This window comes from Streptomyces sp. MS19 (genome assembly GCF_047200595.1).
GTDB lineage: Bacteria > Actinomycetota > Actinomycetes > Streptomycetales > Streptomycetaceae > Streptomyces.
Window position 1 is genome coordinate 1 of sequence record NZ_JBJZOH010000050.1, and the last position, 14,467, is coordinate 14,467.

General features: G+C 76.3%; 18 protein-coding genes and 1 pseudogene. 6 read left to right on the plus strand and 13 right to left on the minus strand.

Features of this window, described 5'->3' with window-relative positions; translation table 11 throughout:
- Window positions 1-45 precede the first annotated feature (45 nt).
- Window positions 46-882: a hypothetical protein gene (locus ACL02R_RS27435; RefSeq protein WP_412799652.1), complete on the minus strand. Its 837-nt coding sequence runs from the start codon at window positions 880-882 to the stop codon at window positions 46-48.
- Window positions 883-983: 101 nt separating this feature from the next.
- Between ACL02R_RS27435 and ACL02R_RS27440 the strand changes: the two are divergent.
- Window positions 984-1,256, plus strand: a pseudogene (locus ACL02R_RS27440) (TolB family protein); the annotation flags it as partial.
- Between the two features lie 203 nt (window positions 1,257-1,459).
- Here ACL02R_RS27440 and ACL02R_RS27445 read toward each other — a convergent pair.
- Complete coding sequence (locus tag ACL02R_RS27445; protein ID WP_412799653.1) at window positions 1,460-1,720, minus strand: chaplin; 261 nt, start codon at window positions 1,718-1,720, stop codon at window positions 1,460-1,462.
- Window positions 1,721-1,888: 168 nt separating this feature from the next.
- Here ACL02R_RS27445 and ACL02R_RS27450 point away from each other — a divergent pair, with 168 nt between their 5' ends.
- On the plus strand, window positions 1,889-2,470 hold the full coding sequence (locus tag ACL02R_RS27450; RefSeq protein ID WP_412799654.1) for a GNAT family N-acetyltransferase: 582 nt from the start codon (window positions 1,889-1,891) through the stop codon (window positions 2,468-2,470).
- Here the strand turns inward: ACL02R_RS27450 and ACL02R_RS27455 are convergent.
- The 7 genes from ACL02R_RS27455 to ACL02R_RS27485 form a co-directional block, all read right to left on the minus strand.
- Window positions 2,386-3,105: an ABC transporter gene (locus ACL02R_RS27455; protein ID WP_412799655.1), complete on the minus strand. Its 720-nt coding sequence runs from the start codon at window positions 3,103-3,105 to the stop codon at window positions 2,386-2,388. The two genes, ACL02R_RS27450 and ACL02R_RS27455, sit on opposite strands and share 85 nt — an antisense overlap.
- Window positions 3,096-4,619 (minus strand): ABC transporter permease, encoded by a 1,524-nt coding sequence (locus ACL02R_RS27460; RefSeq protein ID WP_412799656.1) that lies wholly within the window; start codon window positions 4,617-4,619, stop codon window positions 3,096-3,098. The genes ACL02R_RS27455 and ACL02R_RS27460 overlap by 10 nt, the downstream gene beginning before the upstream one ends.
- Window positions 4,616-5,494 (minus strand): ABC transporter ATP-binding protein, encoded by an 879-nt coding sequence (locus ACL02R_RS27465; protein WP_412799657.1) that lies wholly within the window; start codon window positions 5,492-5,494, stop codon window positions 4,616-4,618. The genes ACL02R_RS27460 and ACL02R_RS27465 overlap by 4 nt, the downstream gene beginning before the upstream one ends.
- Entirely contained in the window at window positions 5,491-6,336 is an 846-nt protein-coding gene (locus tag ACL02R_RS27470; protein ID WP_412799658.1) for a zf-HC2 domain-containing protein, read from the minus strand. Before ACL02R_RS27470 ends, ACL02R_RS27465 begins: the two co-directional genes overlap by 4 nt.
- Window positions 6,333-6,887 (minus strand): RNA polymerase sigma factor, encoded by a 555-nt coding sequence (locus ACL02R_RS27475; RefSeq protein WP_412799659.1) that lies wholly within the window; start codon window positions 6,885-6,887, stop codon window positions 6,333-6,335. Before ACL02R_RS27475 ends, ACL02R_RS27470 begins: the two co-directional genes overlap by 4 nt.
- 32 nt (window positions 6,888-6,919) lie before the next feature.
- Window positions 6,920-7,657 (minus strand): histidine phosphatase family protein, encoded by a 738-nt coding sequence (locus tag ACL02R_RS27480; RefSeq protein WP_412799681.1) that lies wholly within the window; start codon window positions 7,655-7,657, stop codon window positions 6,920-6,922.
- Between the two features lie 113 nt (window positions 7,658-7,770).
- Window positions 7,771-8,607, minus strand: a complete 837-nt coding sequence (locus tag ACL02R_RS27485) for an NmrA family NAD(P)-binding protein (RefSeq protein WP_412799660.1) — start codon at window positions 8,605-8,607, stop codon at window positions 7,771-7,773.
- Between the two features lie 170 nt (window positions 8,608-8,777).
- On the opposite strand from ACL02R_RS27485, the gene ACL02R_RS27490 reads away from it, so the two are divergent.
- On the plus strand, window positions 8,778-10,652 hold the full coding sequence (locus ACL02R_RS27490; protein WP_412799682.1) for a potassium channel family protein: 1,875 nt from the start codon (window positions 8,778-8,780) through the stop codon (window positions 10,650-10,652).
- A 112-nt stretch (window positions 10,653-10,764) separates the two neighbouring features.
- Window positions 10,765-11,178: a hypothetical protein gene (locus ACL02R_RS27495; RefSeq protein WP_412799661.1), complete on the plus strand. Its 414-nt coding sequence runs from the start codon at window positions 10,765-10,767 to the stop codon at window positions 11,176-11,178.
- Here the strand turns inward: ACL02R_RS27495 and ACL02R_RS27500 are convergent.
- The 4 genes from ACL02R_RS27500 to ACL02R_RS27515 form a co-directional block, all read right to left on the minus strand.
- The gene (locus ACL02R_RS27500; RefSeq protein WP_412799662.1) at window positions 11,090-11,908 is read right to left on the minus strand and encodes a GNAT family N-acetyltransferase; all 819 of its coding nucleotides are present in this window, start codon (window positions 11,906-11,908) and stop codon (window positions 11,090-11,092) included. The two genes, ACL02R_RS27495 and ACL02R_RS27500, sit on opposite strands and share 89 nt — an antisense overlap.
- Window positions 11,909-11,957: 49 nt before the next feature.
- On the minus strand, window positions 11,958-12,209 hold the full coding sequence (locus ACL02R_RS27505) for a hypothetical protein (RefSeq protein WP_398847787.1): 252 nt from the start codon (window positions 12,207-12,209) through the stop codon (window positions 11,958-11,960).
- Window positions 12,206-12,502 carry a hypothetical protein gene (locus ACL02R_RS27510; RefSeq protein ID WP_412799663.1) on the minus strand — a complete coding sequence of 99 codons (297 nt, stop codon included), beginning with the start codon at window positions 12,500-12,502 and terminating at the stop codon, window positions 12,206-12,208. The genes ACL02R_RS27505 and ACL02R_RS27510 overlap by 4 nt, the downstream gene beginning before the upstream one ends.
- Before the next feature lie 164 nt (window positions 12,503-12,666).
- Complete coding sequence (locus ACL02R_RS27515; RefSeq protein WP_412799683.1) at window positions 12,667-13,122, minus strand: nuclear transport factor 2 family protein; 456 nt, start codon at window positions 13,120-13,122, stop codon at window positions 12,667-12,669.
- A 163-nt stretch (window positions 13,123-13,285) separates the two neighbouring features.
- Between ACL02R_RS27515 and ACL02R_RS27520 the strand changes: the two genes are divergently transcribed.
- Together ACL02R_RS27520 and ACL02R_RS27525 are read left to right on the plus strand one after the other, a co-directional pair.
- Window positions 13,286-14,089: an SAM-dependent methyltransferase gene (locus tag ACL02R_RS27520; RefSeq protein WP_412799664.1), complete on the plus strand. Its 804-nt coding sequence runs from the start codon at window positions 13,286-13,288 to the stop codon at window positions 14,087-14,089.
- Between the two features lie 179 nt (window positions 14,090-14,268).
- Complete coding sequence (locus tag ACL02R_RS27525; protein ID WP_412799665.1) at window positions 14,269-14,463, plus strand: hypothetical protein; 195 nt, start codon at window positions 14,269-14,271, stop codon at window positions 14,461-14,463.
- Window positions 14,464-14,467 lie beyond the last annotated feature (4 nt).

Consider the following 14,467-nt stretch of genomic DNA (forward strand, 5'->3'; position numbering starts at 1 on the left):
CTGCCGTGCCGTGCTGTGCTGTGCTTGCTGCGCTGGGCGTGTCCGTCAGCCCCGGGCGCCTGCCCCAGCGGCGATCCGCTCGGCGTCGGCGACGACTTCGCGCGCGAACTCCCCGGCCAGGCGCAGCAGCCGGGCCGACGCGGGCGGGGTGCCGCCGTCCCGGTGCGCGAGCGCCGCGTGGATCAGGGCGCGCCGGTGCGGGGGGAAGAGGTCGAGGCCGTGGCGCCCGCCCGCCTCCTTCGTCACGATCTCGCCCGTCGCGACCGTGCGGTGCAGGCGCAGCGGCCCGAGGGTGCCGGTGGTGATCTCGGCGCGGAGCAGCGAGGGGGTGGCGGGGGCCCTGCCGTCCAGGGCACGGTGTGCCCACGCGCCCCAGTGTTCACGGAGGTTGGTGAGCGTCCAGGAACGGAGGCGTTCCGGCTCCGGGTCGAGGCCGAGGAGGTAGGGGGCGCGGCCGCGCAGGGTGATGCCGCGTTCGGCCAGGACCTTCCAGACGGCCGGGTTGACGTCGGAGCCGTGGCCGGGCCTGAAGGTGCGGCCGACGTGGGAGGCGAGCGGCCGGATGCGGGTGACCGGCGTGGTCAGGTCGGCGGCGTCGACGTACGCCCCGTTCACCGTGCCGGGCAGGGTGGGCCGCGCGCGCAGCAGCGCGGAACCGGCCGGTACGGCGTTGCCCGCGACGTGCAGGGCGCGCAGGCGGCGCAGGTCGCGGGCGTCGAGGGGGCCGTCCGTCGCGGCGATGAAGTCCGTGTCGCTGCGGCCGGGGCGCCAGCCGCCGAGCGCGGCCGAGCCGACGAGCCAGAAGCCGGTGATCCGGCCGGGGAGGAGCAGTTCGGCGGCGGCCAGGTAGCGGCTCGCGATGCCGATCGCCCGGCGGCTCACCTCGCGGCGTCCGGAAGCGTGGTCCGGCGGCGGGGCGCGGCGCGGTGGAGGCGGGGTCGTCCGGTCATCCCGTCACCGTAGCCCGGCCGGCCGGGGTGCGGGGGCGGACCCTCGTGGTCACCGCCTACCGCGACGGCGGCCACCACCTGTTCACCCTGCGCGCGGACGGCTCGCGGCTGCGGCAGCGCACCGAGGGCCCATGGGACGACCGGGGCCCCAGCTGGTCGCCCGACGGTACGCGGATCGCGTTCTCCTCCGAGCGCGACGGCGACACGGTGGCGGGCGGCCCGTACCGCGTCCGGACCCTGGACGTGCGCTCGGGCGCGCTCATGCGGCTCACCGGACTGCCCGGCCAGGACGGGCCGTTCCAGGACTTCGCGTCGCTGGTCCGCACGGTCGCGGTCCCGCGGGGCGGGCATGTCTTCGAACAGGCCGAGCTGACGGGCGCGTTCGAGGGGGCGGTGCCGGAGGGTGCGGAGGGAGAGCCGTCGCCGCACGCGGAGACCTGGCGGGACGCCGGGCGCCGGATGCGGCGGTACGGCTGCTGTGACGGCGCTCTCTGACGAGGAGCGGGGCGTTACTTCTTCTTGCCGTGGTGGTCCACGTCGTTGATGCAGACGTTGCCCGCGGCCGGGTTGAGAAGGGCGATGATGTCGATGCTGTTGCCGCAGACGTTGATCGGGACGCTGACCGGGATCTGGACGACGTTGCCCGAGAGCACCCCGGGCGAACCGGCGGCCACGCCGTGGGCGTCCGAGTCGGCGGCGGCGGGGAGGGCCGTGCCCAGGACGGCGACGGCGGAGAGTGCGGCGGCGGTGAAGGCGGTGCGGATACGCATGGAAAGGTGGCTCCTTGCCGTGGGAGATCAGGCGGGTGACCGGGGTCGCCCGGGGTTCATCTGACCCCTGGAGGGTGTGCCGCGGCGGCCATTGGGCCGTACGGGGGCGTGGCAGGACGGGTCCTGCCACGCGTCCGGGCCGTACCGGTGTGCGTCTAGCATCGGTGCATGGAACGCCCCGTCGTGCTGCACGTGGAGGCGCCGCCCGGCGCGCCTTCCGGATCCGCCCTGCTGCTCAGGCCGTGGGAGGCGGCGGACGCGCCCGCCGTGCTGGACGCGTTCGGGGACCCGGCGATGCGCCGCTGGCTGGTCTCGCGGGTGGACGACGGGCCGGGCGCCGCCCGTTGGGTGGCGGAGCAGCGGCAGGGCTGGGCGGACGGCGGGCGGCTGGCCTTCGCGGTGGTCGGCCGGGTGCCAGGCGCCCGGGACGCCGGTGAGCGCGTGCTCGGCAACGTGGTGCTCAAGGGCGCCACGCGCGGCGGGCGTTCGGCCGAGGTCGGGTACTGGACGGCGCCCGCCGCGCGGGGGCTGGGAGTGGCCTCCCGCGCGGTCGGGGCGCTGACCGGCTGGGCGTTCGCGACGTTCGGCCAGGACGGGCTCGACCGCCTGGAGCTGCTGCACCAGGAGGACAACGCCGGCTCGTGTGCCGTCGCCGCGAAGTGCGGCTACGCGCTGGACGCCGTCCTGCCCGCGTCACCTCCCGACTTTCCGCGGGACGGCCACCTGCACGTCAGACGCCGGGAGTGGTGAGCGGACCCGACGGGCTCCCGCGCGAGCGCGGGCCAGGCCGCCGCTGCCGCGGCCGGCAGGACCGCCCAGCCGCGGTGGAGGACGGTCCAGCGCGGGTCCTCCGGCCCGACGAACGGCGTGCGGCCCTCCGGCAGCAGCATGGCGACCGTGAACAGGGCGAGCAGGAGACCCGCGGCGGCCGTGCCCGGCTCCTCCGCTTCGCCGAACCGTACGCCGCCCGCCGCGAGGGCGACGGCGAGCGCGACGAGCGCGGCGGCCTCCACCGACAGCGCCGCCGGGTGCGCGGCCCGTCCGGCGGCGGCGCACGCCGCCCACCACAGGGCCGCGCAGGGCAGCACGGCGGCGAGCCTGACCGCCTGCCGCACGGCACGGCCCACGGGGAGCGTCCGCGTCGTGTGCCGCGCCGGGTCGTCGAATACGAACGCCACCCCGACGGCCCCGCACAGCGCCACGATCCGCAGCAGCGCCAGACGCGTCCCCGCCGCCTCGGTGAGCAGGGGCGTCGCCGCCGCGAGCGCGAGGCCGAGCCCTCCGGCGGCGGCGGGCAGCCGCCACGGGAGGCACCGCGCCTCGGTCCGGAGAAGCTCCCGGACGGTGGGGACGCGGCGTCCCGCCGCCGAGGTCCTCATGAGCACGCCCACTCGCGGTCGGCGTCCGTCTCGGCGGGCGCGCGGACGCCGAGCAGGCGTGCCGCGTCGTCGGTGGACGTGCCGGGGGCCGTCAGTTCCGCCCAGTGGGCCCTGACGCGTTCGCTCACCCCGGCCGCGGGCAGGTCGAACAGCGCCCTGACGACGGCGGCCTCCCTGTCCCGCAGCGGAACGGCCGCGCCCGGCGCCTGGAGGACCGCCCCTCCCCCGTACTGCCGGTCCTGGGCGTTCTCGAACCGTGCCGGACCGTCCGGCACGGCGCTGACGGCCAGCCAGGTGATCAGGACGGCGCGCGCGTCGCAGTACACCCCGGCCGCCGTACCGTCACGGACCACCACCTCCCGTGCCACTCCCGCGGCGAACTCCAGGTCGCGTACGCCGCCCCATGCCGTGCCGGCCGCGACCTCCCCCGGTGACATCGCCGGTACCTCTCCCCCGGACGATCCGGTCCCCTCCTCCCCGGAAATCCGCTGACGCACGGTGAACGTGCGACCACCCAACGGAGTTCCCGGCTGTGCGAGTACCTGGTCGACCACCCCGGCCCACTCGTCCGTCCAGGGCATGAACTCGGGGAACGCGCAGTACGTCACCGCCCCACGCACGACACATTCCTGCTGGCCGGCCGGGTCGTGCGCCGCGCGCTCGCGCGCCGTGGCGAGGCCGTCGCCAGGGCCGAGGACCTGTCCCGCGCCACCCGCCAGCGTGGCCGCCGACGCGACGGCGGCCACGGCGGTGACCAGCCGGGTCCGCCCGCCGCCGACGTAGACCACCACCGCGCCGAGCACCGTGGCGAGCCCGGCGAGGTACAGCACGTGCCAGCCCGCGGGGCGTCCGACCAGCTCGGAGGGGAGCGCGCCCATGCCCTCGTCGAAGGCGATCGGCGCCAGCCACCGCCCGCCGCCCGCCGAGGTCGCCAGGCCGAGCAGCAGCGCCAGGACGCCCACCACGGCGAGCGGCGCGGCCAGCGGCGAGCGGACCGTCCGCCCGAGCGCCACCCCCGTCACGCCGAGCAGCGCCACGACCGCCGGTCCCGTGGCCAGTTCGAAGACGGAGGCGTGCCCCACCGCCCCCGGCCGCAGCGCCTCCCGTGCGCACTCCCCCGCGACCAGCGCCGCGACGAGGAGGGTCACCGGGAGCACGGACAGCAGGTGCGCCAGCGTGCGCCGCCACACGGGCAGGACGAGGACGCCGAACTGGGCGTCCGTGCCGTGCCGTCGGGAGCGGGCGACGGCCGCGTTGGCGGCGAGCAGCACGGCGAGCCCGATCAGCGTGGGCCCGTACTGGGTCTCGCGGTCGGTCACCTGGAGCACCGGGTAGTCGCTGCCGGTCAGGGCGCGGCGCAGGAGCAGGGCCAGGTGCCCGGTGAGGGCGAGGAGCACGAGCGGGTGGCGCAGGAGCCGGCGCGCCTCGACGGCGGCGAGGGCGAGCACGGGACCGTACGGCCGGTGCGGAGCGGACTGCGTGGGCGGTACGGGTGCCGGGCGGCGGGCGAGGAGCGTCATGCGGGGACCTCCTGGCTGTGCAGGGTCAGCAGGTAGCCGTCCTCCAGGGTGGGTTCGGCGGGGGACGCGCCGGGCGGGGGGTCGCCGAGGTTGCGGTAGGTGCCGACGCCGGTGCGCCATCCGGCCAGCGCGCCAGGGGCGCGGTCACCGCCGGTCCAGACACGTCCGGCGGCGCGTTCCCGCAGGTCGTCCGGCGGGCCGTCGAAGAGGACGCGTCCTGCGCCCAGGACGATCACGCGGTGGCAGAGCATCGCGACGTCCTCCGTCTGGTGGGTGGACAGGAGCACGGTCCGCGACTCGCCCGCCTCGGCGGTCAGTTCGCGGAAGCGCATGCGCTTCTCCGGGTCGAGGCCGACGGTGGGCTCGTCCAGGACGAGGAACCCCGGGTCCCCGACGAGCGCGGCGGCCAGGGCCACGCGCTGCCGCATCCCGCCGGACAGCGCGCGGATGCGCCTGCCCCGCACGTCGCCGAGGCCCACCGCGTCGAGGACGCGCCCGACCTCCGCGTGCCGGGCGCGCCGGTCGGTGTGCTCCTTGAGGATGGCGACGTAGTCCACGAACTCGAAGGCGGTGAACGACAGATGGAAGCCCGGGTTCTGCGGGAGGTAGCCGAGGACGCGGCGCGCCTCTGTGCGGCCGTGCGGGGTGGCGGGGTCGTGGCCCAGGATGCCGACCGTGCCACGGTCGGGTGCCGCCGCGGTGGCGAGGATGCGCAGGAGCGTCGTCTTGCCCGCGCCGTTGGGCCCGAGGAGGCCGGTCACGCCGGGGCCGAGCCGCAGGGACACGTCGTCCAGGACGGTCCTGCGCCGGTAGGCGACGGTCAGCCCCGAGGCGGAGACGGCGGCGGTGCCGACGAGGGGTGTGGTTGCGGTCATGGGAGCCTCCCGGCCCTGGGTCGGAGGTGCGGCACGGGCCGGCCCGCGCCGTCGAAGCGGTCGCGGGCGGCCACGAGCGCGCCCGTGGCGGCCAGCGCCGCGGCGACGCCGGTGAGCTGCCCGGCCGCAGTGAGGGGGAACGGGTCGCCGTCGGCGAGGAGGCGCCCGGCCAGCAGGGCGGCCACCCAGGCCGCGCCGACGACGGCGGGCGCCGCCACCGGGCCGAGCCGGGGCATCAGCAGCAGCCCGAGCGACATCAGCGCCAGCGCGGCCGGGAGCCACCCGGCGGCGACCAGCACCGCCGACGGCACAGCGAGGCTCGCCAGCAGCGCCGCCGGGACGGTGGTGAGCAGCACGGCCACGGCGCGGATCAGCAGCAGCCGGAACGTGTGCAGCGGCGCGACCACCGCCGTCTCGTACAGCGGGTCGATCCGGGGGCCGAACGAGACGGCGACCCCGGCGAGCGGCAGCAGCGGCGCCGTCGCCAGGAGCAGCAGCGGCGTGCCCGCCTGGCCCACGGCGGCGGCGAGGACCAGCGTCAGCGCGACGGCGGCCAGCCAGGAGCGGCGCATCACGGGGGTGGCGGCGAGGAGCCGGGCGATGTGCTCGGGGACGCCGCAGCGGACCAGCGCGGATTCGGCGGGCCCCGGGCGTGGGGCGTCCAGTTCGGCGTCGAGCAGGGCCCAGCCCCTATCCGTGACGGCGGGGTCCGTGGCCGCCGCGAGGGCCGTGCGGCAGGGCGCGCAGGTGGTGAGGTGGGTGTCCACGGACCACAGGCGGGGCGCGTGCAGGGTGCCCGCCGCGTAGTCCCTGAGGTCGTCGGGTGTCGCGTGCCACGTCATGTGAGCTCCTCCCTGAGCTGCCTGCGGGCGCGCAGGGCGCGGGTCTTGACGGTGCCGGGCGGTATGCCGAGGAGGGCGGCTGCCTCGCGTGTGGTCAGGCCGTCGACGACGGTCGCCTGGAGGACGGCGCGCAGTTCCGGGGAGAGGCGGGCGAGCGATCCGGCGAGGTCGCCGTGCTCGACGCGGGCCAGGACGAGTTCCTCGGCGGACGCCGCGTCGCGATGGCGCAGCCGGTGGAGTGCCTGCCGCAGGCGGCCGCGCGCCCCGTCGCCGCGCAGGCTGTCCACGAGGCGGCGGGCGGCGATGCGCCACAGCCAGGCGGCGGGGTCGCCGTCGCGCCGGTAGCGTGCCGTGCCGCGCCAGAGGGCGAGGAACGTCTCCTGCACGATGTCGTCCACGCGGGCCGGGTCGGCGCAGCGGCTGCGCAGGCGCGCGGCGAGCCAGGGCGCGTGGCGGCGGTAGACCTCCTCGAAGGCGCCGCGGTCCCCTGCCGCGGCGGCGCGCAGCAGCGTTCCGTCGTCGCCCGGGGGCGGATGGTTCTTGTCTGTCACGTCCGGGGATCGCACGAGGGGGTCCGAACGGTTCACGCCGTGGGCGGACACGCCTGGGGGGAGGGCGCCTCGTCCAGGTGCGCGGTGTCGCCGAACTGCACGGGACGCAGGTGCGTGCCGTCGCCGGTCCAGCGGGAGACGGAGGCGTTAGGGACGATGGCCACCCCGCCGGGCGGTACGCGGGCGCCGATGCCGTCGATGGCGTAGCGCAGACCGACGACCACGGCGTCGTGCGCGACGATCAGGACGCGCTGTCCCGGTGCGGCGGCGTCGAGTTCGGCGAGCAGGCCGCGGACGCGCAGGGCGACGTCGGCGAGGGATTCGCCGCCCGGCGGGCGGTAGAGCCAGTCGCCGAGGCGTTCCCTGCGGGCGGCCTCGGCGGGCGCGCGGGAGCGGATGGCGGCCGGGGTGTGCAGTTCGAAGACGCCCATCTCCCGGTCGCGCAGCCGCTCGTCGAGCAGGAGGGGGGCGGCGGGGGCGCGGCCGAGGCGGGCGGCCTCGCGGCGCATCAGCACCCAGGTGTCCCGGGCGCGGCGGTACGGCGAGCAGAGCACGAGGTCGGGGCCGCCGCCGGTGCCGAGTCCGGCGAGCCAGGCGCCGAGCGCCGTCGCCTGGGCGACGCCCGCGGCGGCGAGCGGCACGTCGCCGTCGCCGCCGTCGAGCACGGCGTCGGTGACACCGTCGGCCTTGGCCCGTTCGAACACGGCGTTGGCCTCGCTGCGGCCGTGCCGGATCGCGGTCAGCTCCGCGAGGCGGTTCGGCGCGGGCAGCGGCGCCGCCGCGCCGGAGACAGCTGCTTCTTCCGGTTCTTCCGGTTCTTCCGGCTCATTCGCTCTGTGCGCCACAAGGCGTCATGCTCTCACCGCCGCCACGGCGCCGGGCGTCAGTCCTTCCACGCGCCCGCCGCGGCGGCGTCCCTGGCGTACGCGGCGAACGTGCGCGGGGGGCGGCCGAGCGCCTCCTCGACGCCGTGGACGACGGACGCGTTCCTGCCGTCCGTGATGAGGGCGAAGAGGTCCGCGAACTCGCCGGGCAGCCCGTGCTCCGCGAGCGCGGCGCGGTACTCCGCGTCGGTCACCGGGATGTAGGTGACGGTCCGGCCGATGGCCTCGGACAGCTGCGCCGCGACGTCGTGGAAGCCGAGCAGCTCGGGCCCGGACAGCTCGTACGTGCGGCCGGTGTGCCGGGGGTCGGTGAGCGCGGCGACCACGACGTCCGCGATGTCGTCGGCGTCCACGAACGGCTCCACCGCGTCGCCGACCGGCAGCGCCAGCTCGCCCGCCAGCACGGGGTCGCGGAAGAAGCTCTCGCTGAAGTTCTGCGCGAACCAGTTGGCCCGCACGACCGTCCAGTCGGCGCCGGACTGCTTCAGCCGCTCCTCGCTGCGCACCGCGCCCTCCTCGCCCCGCCCGGACAGCAGGACGAGGCGCCGCGCGCCCGCCGCGACGGCCGCCTCGGCGAAGGCGCCCACGGCCTCGTCGGCGCCGGGGAAGGCGAGGTCGGGGTAGTAGGTGACGTAGACGGCGCCGACGCCCTCCAGGACGGCGGGCCAGGTCTCCGGCTTCTCCCAGTCGAACGGCGGCAGCCCTCCGCGGGAGCCGATGCGGACGGGCAGGCCGCGGTCGGCCAGGCGGGAGGCGACACGGCGTCCGGTCTTGCCGGTGCCGCCGACGACGAGGATGGGGCGTTCGGTCTGCTGTGTGTGCTCGGTGTGCGTCATGCCTTCAGCAAACCGTGGCCGCCCGGCGGCGGGCCATGGCCGTTGCTCTCAGGCGCATAAGCGAACGTCTCGGCGCGGGGCGCGGCGGGAACCCCGGGGCCACCCGGCGGCGTCTAGAACACGTGTCCTTGATTACCAGTCAGGTGCAGAGAGGCCCCGTCGCCGGGCACATGATCGTGTGCGGCGACGACGTGCTGGCGGCCAGGCTCGCCTCTGAACTGCACCAGGTGTACCGGGAGCGCGTCACGCTCGTCGCCCCGCCCGCCCCCGCGCCCGGGGGCGGGCCGGCGGCGTCGAGCCGTACGCGGATCTCCGCGCTGCTCGGCCGTGTCACGCCGCGCGGCCGGACGGCGCCGCTGCCGCCCGTGCCGAGCCCGTCGGGTTTCATACCGATCCCCGTCCGGGAGATCGAGGCGGCCGAGGCGACGGAGGACGTACTGCGGCAGGCGGGCGCGCAGGGGGCCGCCGCGCTGGCGGTGGTCTACGACGACGACGTGACCAACATCCGGGTCGCGCTCGCCGCCCGCAGGCTCAATCCCCGACTGCGGCTGGTGATCCGGCTGTACAACCGCAAGCTCGGCCAGCACCTGTCCGCCCTGCTGGACCAGGCGGCGGCCGTGGCGGCGGAGGCGCCGGGCGGCGCGGCGGCCGTGGACGCGACGACCACCGTGCTGTCCGACGCGGACACGGCGGCGCCCGCACTCGCGGGCGCGGCGGTCGTCGGCACCCGCAAGGTCGTCCAGGCGGACGGCCTGCTCCTGCACGCGGTCGAGCGCACCCCGACGAGCAGCGGCGAGCAGGCGCACCCCGGCCTGTGCACACTGGCCCTGCTGTCGTCCACGGCCGACGACCCGGGAGGCGCCGAGGGTACGGACGGCGGCGGCCCGCGCGACCCTCTGCTGCTGCCCGACGACGCGACGGTGGAGGCGGCGGCCGGTCGGCGTACGGTCGTGCTGGAGGCGATCACGCGCGCGCCCGCCCCGCCCAAGCTGCGCCGGACGGGGCGCGCCGCCGCGTTGCGGGACATCGTGCCCTCCAGGCTGCTGTGGGCGGTCGGCGGGATCGCCACGTCCGTGGTGGCGCTCGGCGTCGCGCTGTCGTGGTCGACGGACGACCATCCGCTGCACGCCGCGTACCTGACGCTGCTCGACCTGTTCGCCATCGGGGACCCCGCGACGGAGGCACCCGTGCCGCGGCAGGTCCTCCAGCTGGTGTCCGGGCTGGCCGGGCTCGCGCTGCTGCCGATCCTGGTGGCCGCCGGGCTTCAGGCACTGGGCGCGTTCCGGGGCGCGTCCGCGCTGCGGCGTCCGCCGCGCGGCCTGTCGGGGCACGTCGTACTGCTGGGGCTCGGGAAGATCGGCACGCGTGTGCTGGAGCAACTGCGCAGCCTCGACATACCGGTGGTCTGTGTGGAGGAGGACCCCGAGGCGCGGGGCATCCCGCTGGCGAGGCGGCTGCGCGTCCCTGTGGTGCTGGGTGACGCGACGCAGGAGGGGCCGCTGGAGTCGGCGAAGATCCACCGAGCCCGTGCCCTGCTGTCGCTGACCAGCTCGGACGCCACCAATCTGGAGGCGTCGCTGTACGCGCGGACCGTGGCGCCGGACCTGGGTGTGGTGCTGCGGCTGTACGACGACGACTTCGCGACGGCCGTCTACCGCACCCTGCGGGCCGCGCACCCGGACGCCCTCACCCGGAGCAGGAGCGTGTCCACGCTGGCGGCCCCGGCGTTCGCGGGCACCATGATGGGGCGCCATGTGCTGGGGGCGATACCGGTCGAGCGGACGGTGCTGCTGTTCGCGGCGATCGAGGTGGCGGGGCAGCCGCGCTTCCAGGGGCGGACGGTGGCGGAGGTCAACAGGCCGGGCGCCTGGCGCATCATCGCGCTCGACACCGCGTCGCCGGACGAGCGGCGGCCCGACCTGGCCGCGTCGCGGACGGCCGGGCTGCTGTGGGACCTGCACCCGGGGTACGTGCTGCGGGCCGAGGACCGCGTGGTGCTGGCGGCGACCCGGCAGGGGTTCGCCGAGCTGCTCGGCCGCCGCTGAAACCAGGGCGTCAGGCCGGGCCGGTGTCCTGCCCGGCCCGCTCCCCCGGGGCCCAGCCCCGGCGGCGGTGCCCTCGCGCACGTGCCGCTCGTACGTGGCGACCTTGCCGCGGATGATCTCCAGGTGCGCGGCGAGTCCGGCCATCCGCGCCTCGACCTCCCTCTCGTGCGCGCGCAGCAGGGTCAGGCGCGCCTCCTCGTTCCCCGGGCCCGAGCGCACGAGTCCGGCGAACTCCCTGATGACGGCGATCGGCATGCCCGACTCGCGCAGCCGGTTGCACAGCTGGAGCCACTCGACGTCGGCCCGCCCGTGGACGTGCTGCCCGCCGCTCGTGCGGGCGGCCACGTCGCCGCTGCTCGACGGGCACGGCGGCGCGTACTGCCGGGACTGCGGGCTCGCGCGTCCCGCGGAGGGCGACGACATGCTGGTGGGCGGGGTCAAGCCGTGGGCGCGGGACCGGGAGGCGGCGGCGCGCCTGTGGGTGCTGTCGGCGGAACTGACGGGCGTGGACGCCTGGCGTCCGTGAGGCGGGGGGCCGTAGGGGCGAGCCGGACGCTCAGCTGGCTCCCCAGTTCATGGAGGCCGAGGGCGCGCGCGACGCGGCGGGACGCCTCCGGCCTGGCGCGCCACTGGGGCAGCAGGCCGTCGGCCAGGGCCCGGGAGACAGCGGCGGAGCCGACCCGGCGGGCGAGGCCACGGCGGCGGGCGTCCGGGGCGACGAGCACCGACACGTGGGCTGTGCCGGCGGGCCAGCGCGAGTGGCCCGCCGCCGCGACGATGCGAGGGCCGTCCCGCAGCACGGAGACGGGGGACGTCACCTCGTCGAGCCCGCTCTCGCCCGCGTCGGCGGCGCCGGACTCGGCCAGCAGCCGGGCGAGCCCGGGGGCGTCCGGCGGCACGGTCTCCGTCGCCACGTCCGGGTCGGGACGGAAGCCGGTGGGTGGCGCGTAGGCCAGCGTGGCGGGGCCGAGGACGTCGGCCACCGGGAGCACGGCCCGTACGGCGCCGGGGTCGGTGAGCGCGGCGCCGGGGAGCGCGGGCAGGGCGCGGCGGACCGCCGAGGCGGTGTCCTCGTCGGGCACGGTGATCAGGGCCGTGTCGGCGAGGACGACGATGCCCGCCCAGCCGGGCGGGGCGAGGCGGGAGTCCGGCGAGACGGCAACGGCGCGCCCGCCCGGTGTGGCGGGGAACGGCGGCGCGGGGGCGGCCAGTGCGGTCCACAGGCGGCGGGCGGCGGGCAGGGCGGTTGCTTCCATCGCCCGATCATGGCGCGTGGGCCCGCCGCCGCGCGCGTGGGTTTCCGGCTCAGGGCCGCGCGACGATCTTGACGGCCGTGACCACCATGACCGGGTGCGAGACGTAGTAGACGACGAAGGCGCCGGCGACGGTCGCCTCCCTGCGGTCGCGTTCCTTCCCGACCGGGCAGGAGCCGTGGCCATACGGGTCGCGGCCGAGGGTGGCGCTCATCTCGGACTCGAAGAGCGTGCGGGCGGGCGCCGACAGGGCCCGGCGCGCCTCGTCGGCCAGCGGCGCGAACTGCACCCGGTAACCGCTCACGCGGCGCCGGACCCGCGGTCGCTGTCGTCCAGGGGCACGCAGCCGGAGAGGTCGCCGACCTCCAGGCGCGCGAACTCCTCCTGGACCTCCGCGACCGCCTGCGGATGTGTCTCCAGCGCCCAGTGGGCCAGAACCTGGTGGAGCCGGTCGCCCGGGGTGCTGCCCACCACGGCGTCGAACTCGTGGCGCCGCTGTGCGGGGAGCGCCGCGCGGATGCCGTCGATGGTGGAGGGCAACTCGACCATGCCGTCCCCCACATAGGTGACCCAGGTCGCCTCCGAGGTCTCGCCCATCCGCCGCCCTTCCGTGCCGCGCCCCACCGCGGGTCCCTGCCCCAGCATCCTTCCGCAGAAGATGTCGCGGCCTCAAGACGTGGCGTGCTCCGGCTCCTCGGGGCCGTCCGCGGTTGACACCGCGAGAGCGTCAACCCTTGGTTCACAGACGTCCGTTGGTGGAGTCAACCGCGCGGGGGCCCGACCCGTTCCGTGGCCGCGCCGAAGGGGAGGAACGTCCGCCGGTGCGCGAGCAGCCACGTGCCGCCGGTCCGGTGGAACTCGTCCTCGTAGTGGCCGACGTTCGCGGGCAGCCGGGGCGGGAGCATGCGGCCGTCGAAGCCGTCGACGCGGTACGTGGCCAGGTACGAGACGGCGGTCGCCGTGGACGGCGACGCGACGGTGACGAGGACGTTCGTCATCAGGCGGCGGGAGAGACGGTCGGCCGGGCGGCCCGCGAAGTAGGCGCGCAGCGCCTCCCGCTCCTCGACACGGCGGCCGTCCGCCTGCCACTCCCAGATCCCGCCGGGGGTGAACAGATCGGCCACCGAGCCCGGTTCACCGAGGTCGAGCCGGTGGACGAACTCCAGGATCAGCCGCTCGCAGGCCCGTTCGGCGAGGAGGCGGTCCAGCGGGGGCATGTCGTCGTCGGTCACACGGGCGTTGTACGGGGCGCGCCGGAGCGCCCGCAACGGCTTTCCCCGGACGCGGAACGGCCAACACCCCCTTTCTCGAACTCCCTTGCGGGAGGCGTGGCATGATGACCTTCCCCCCGACCGGCAGCGTTCCTCACGCGGGAGAGCCATGTCTGAACGGAAGCCACCGGCCATCGACTCCTCGGTGCCGCACTCGGCTCGCATCTGGAACTACTGGCTCGGCGGCAAGGAGCATTACCAGGCCGACCGCGACATGGGCGACCAGATCATGAAGTACTTCCCGGAGATCGTGGAGAACGCGCGCGGCAACCGGTACTTCCTCTGCCGCGCCGTACGCTTCCTGGCCGCCGACGCGGGCATCCGCCAGTTCCTCGACATCGGCACCGGCCTGCCCACCGAGGACAACACCCACGAGATCGCGCAGCGGATCGCGCCCGAGACGCGCGTCGTCTACGTGGATAACGACCCCCTGGTCCTGGCCCACGCCCGCGCGCTGCTGACCAGTTCACCCGAAGGCGCCACGGACTACATCGACGCCGACGTGCACGACCCCGACGCCATCCTGGAGAAGGCCTCCGCCACCCTCGACCTCTCGCAGCCGGTGGCGCTGATGCTGCTCGGCATCCTCCAGTTCGTGCCCGACTCCGACGAGGCGGCCGCCATCGTCCGGCAGCTGCTCGACGCCCTGCCCGCGGGCAGCTACCTGGCGCTGTCGCACCCCACGAACGCGGTGCGCGGCGCCCGGATGGACGCGGCCGTCCAGCAGTGGAACGAGGGCGGCGGCTCGCCGACGCTGACGCTGCGCACCCCGGAGCAGGTGACCCGTTACTTCGACGGACTCGACCTGCTCGACCCCGGCGTGGGCTCCACCGCGCTGTGGCGCCCCGAACTGTTCGACGCGGACTTCACCAGCCCGATCGACGACTTCGGCGGTGTGGCCGTCAAGCGCTGACGCCGCCGGGCGGGCCGCCGGAATCCGGCTGCCCGCCCCGCGCGTCCTGTGCTCGACCGTGCCGACGCGCCCGTCACCGCCCGGCCCGCCGCTCGGCGTACGCCCTCTCTTCCCTCGCCGCGCCGGCGCCCGCCGGCTGGGCGCGTCCGACCGCCTGCCCCGGCTGAGACGTGCGGGACGTGACGGCGCACATCCTGCACGGCTGCGTCCGCCGCCTCTCCCACGGGCGCGACGGACACGCGGGCGGCCTCACCTCCACGCCCGGCGAGGGGCTGCCCGCCTTCCTGACGCGCGCGAACGGGGACTTCGCCGCCACCGCGCGGCAGTTCAGCCCGCGACTGCTGCGGGACCTCGTCGGGCGCATCGGCCCGTAGACCG

What these genes read in the sequence shown, in the direction of transcription:
- ACL02R_RS27445 (WP_412799653.1), bottom strand. Translation starts at nt 1,720, where the DNA reads ATGCGTATCCGCACCGCCTTCACCGCCGCCGCACTCTCCGCCGTCGCC.
- ACL02R_RS27450 (WP_412799654.1), top strand. Translation starts at nt 1,889, where the DNA reads ATGGAACGCCCCGTCGTGCTGCACGTGGAGGCGCCGCCCGGCGCGCCT.
- ACL02R_RS27460 (WP_412799656.1), bottom strand. Translation starts at nt 4,619, where the DNA reads ATGACGCTCCTCGCCCGCCGCCCGGCACCCGTACCGCCCACGCAGTCC.
- ACL02R_RS27465 (WP_412799657.1), bottom strand. Translation starts at nt 5,494, where the DNA reads ATGACCGCAACCACACCCCTCGTCGGCACCGCCGCCGTCTCCGCCTCG.
- ACL02R_RS27470 (WP_412799658.1), bottom strand. Translation starts at nt 6,336, where the DNA reads ATGACGTGGCACGCGACACCCGACGACCTCAGGGACTACGCGGCGGGC.
- ACL02R_RS27485 (WP_412799660.1), bottom strand. Translation starts at nt 8,607, where the DNA reads ATGACGCACACCGAGCACACACAGCAGACCGAACGCCCCATCCTCGTC.
- ACL02R_RS27490 (WP_412799682.1), top strand. Translation starts at nt 8,778, where the DNA reads ATGATCGTGTGCGGCGACGACGTGCTGGCGGCCAGGCTCGCCTCTGAA.
- ACL02R_RS27495 (WP_412799661.1), top strand. Translation starts at nt 10,765, where the DNA reads ATGATCTCCAGGTGCGCGGCGAGTCCGGCCATCCGCGCCTCGACCTCC.
- ACL02R_RS27500 (WP_412799662.1), bottom strand. Translation starts at nt 11,908, where the DNA reads ATGGAAGCAACCGCCCTGCCCGCCGCCCGCCGCCTGTGGACCGCACTG.
- ACL02R_RS27510 (WP_412799663.1), bottom strand. Translation starts at nt 12,502, where the DNA reads ATGGGCGAGACCTCGGAGGCGACCTGGGTCACCTATGTGGGGGACGGC.
- ACL02R_RS27515 (WP_412799683.1), bottom strand. Translation starts at nt 13,122, where the DNA reads ATGCCCCCGCTGGACCGCCTCCTCGCCGAACGGGCCTGCGAGCGGCTG.
- ACL02R_RS27520 (WP_412799664.1), top strand. Translation starts at nt 13,286, where the DNA reads ATGTCTGAACGGAAGCCACCGGCCATCGACTCCTCGGTGCCGCACTCG.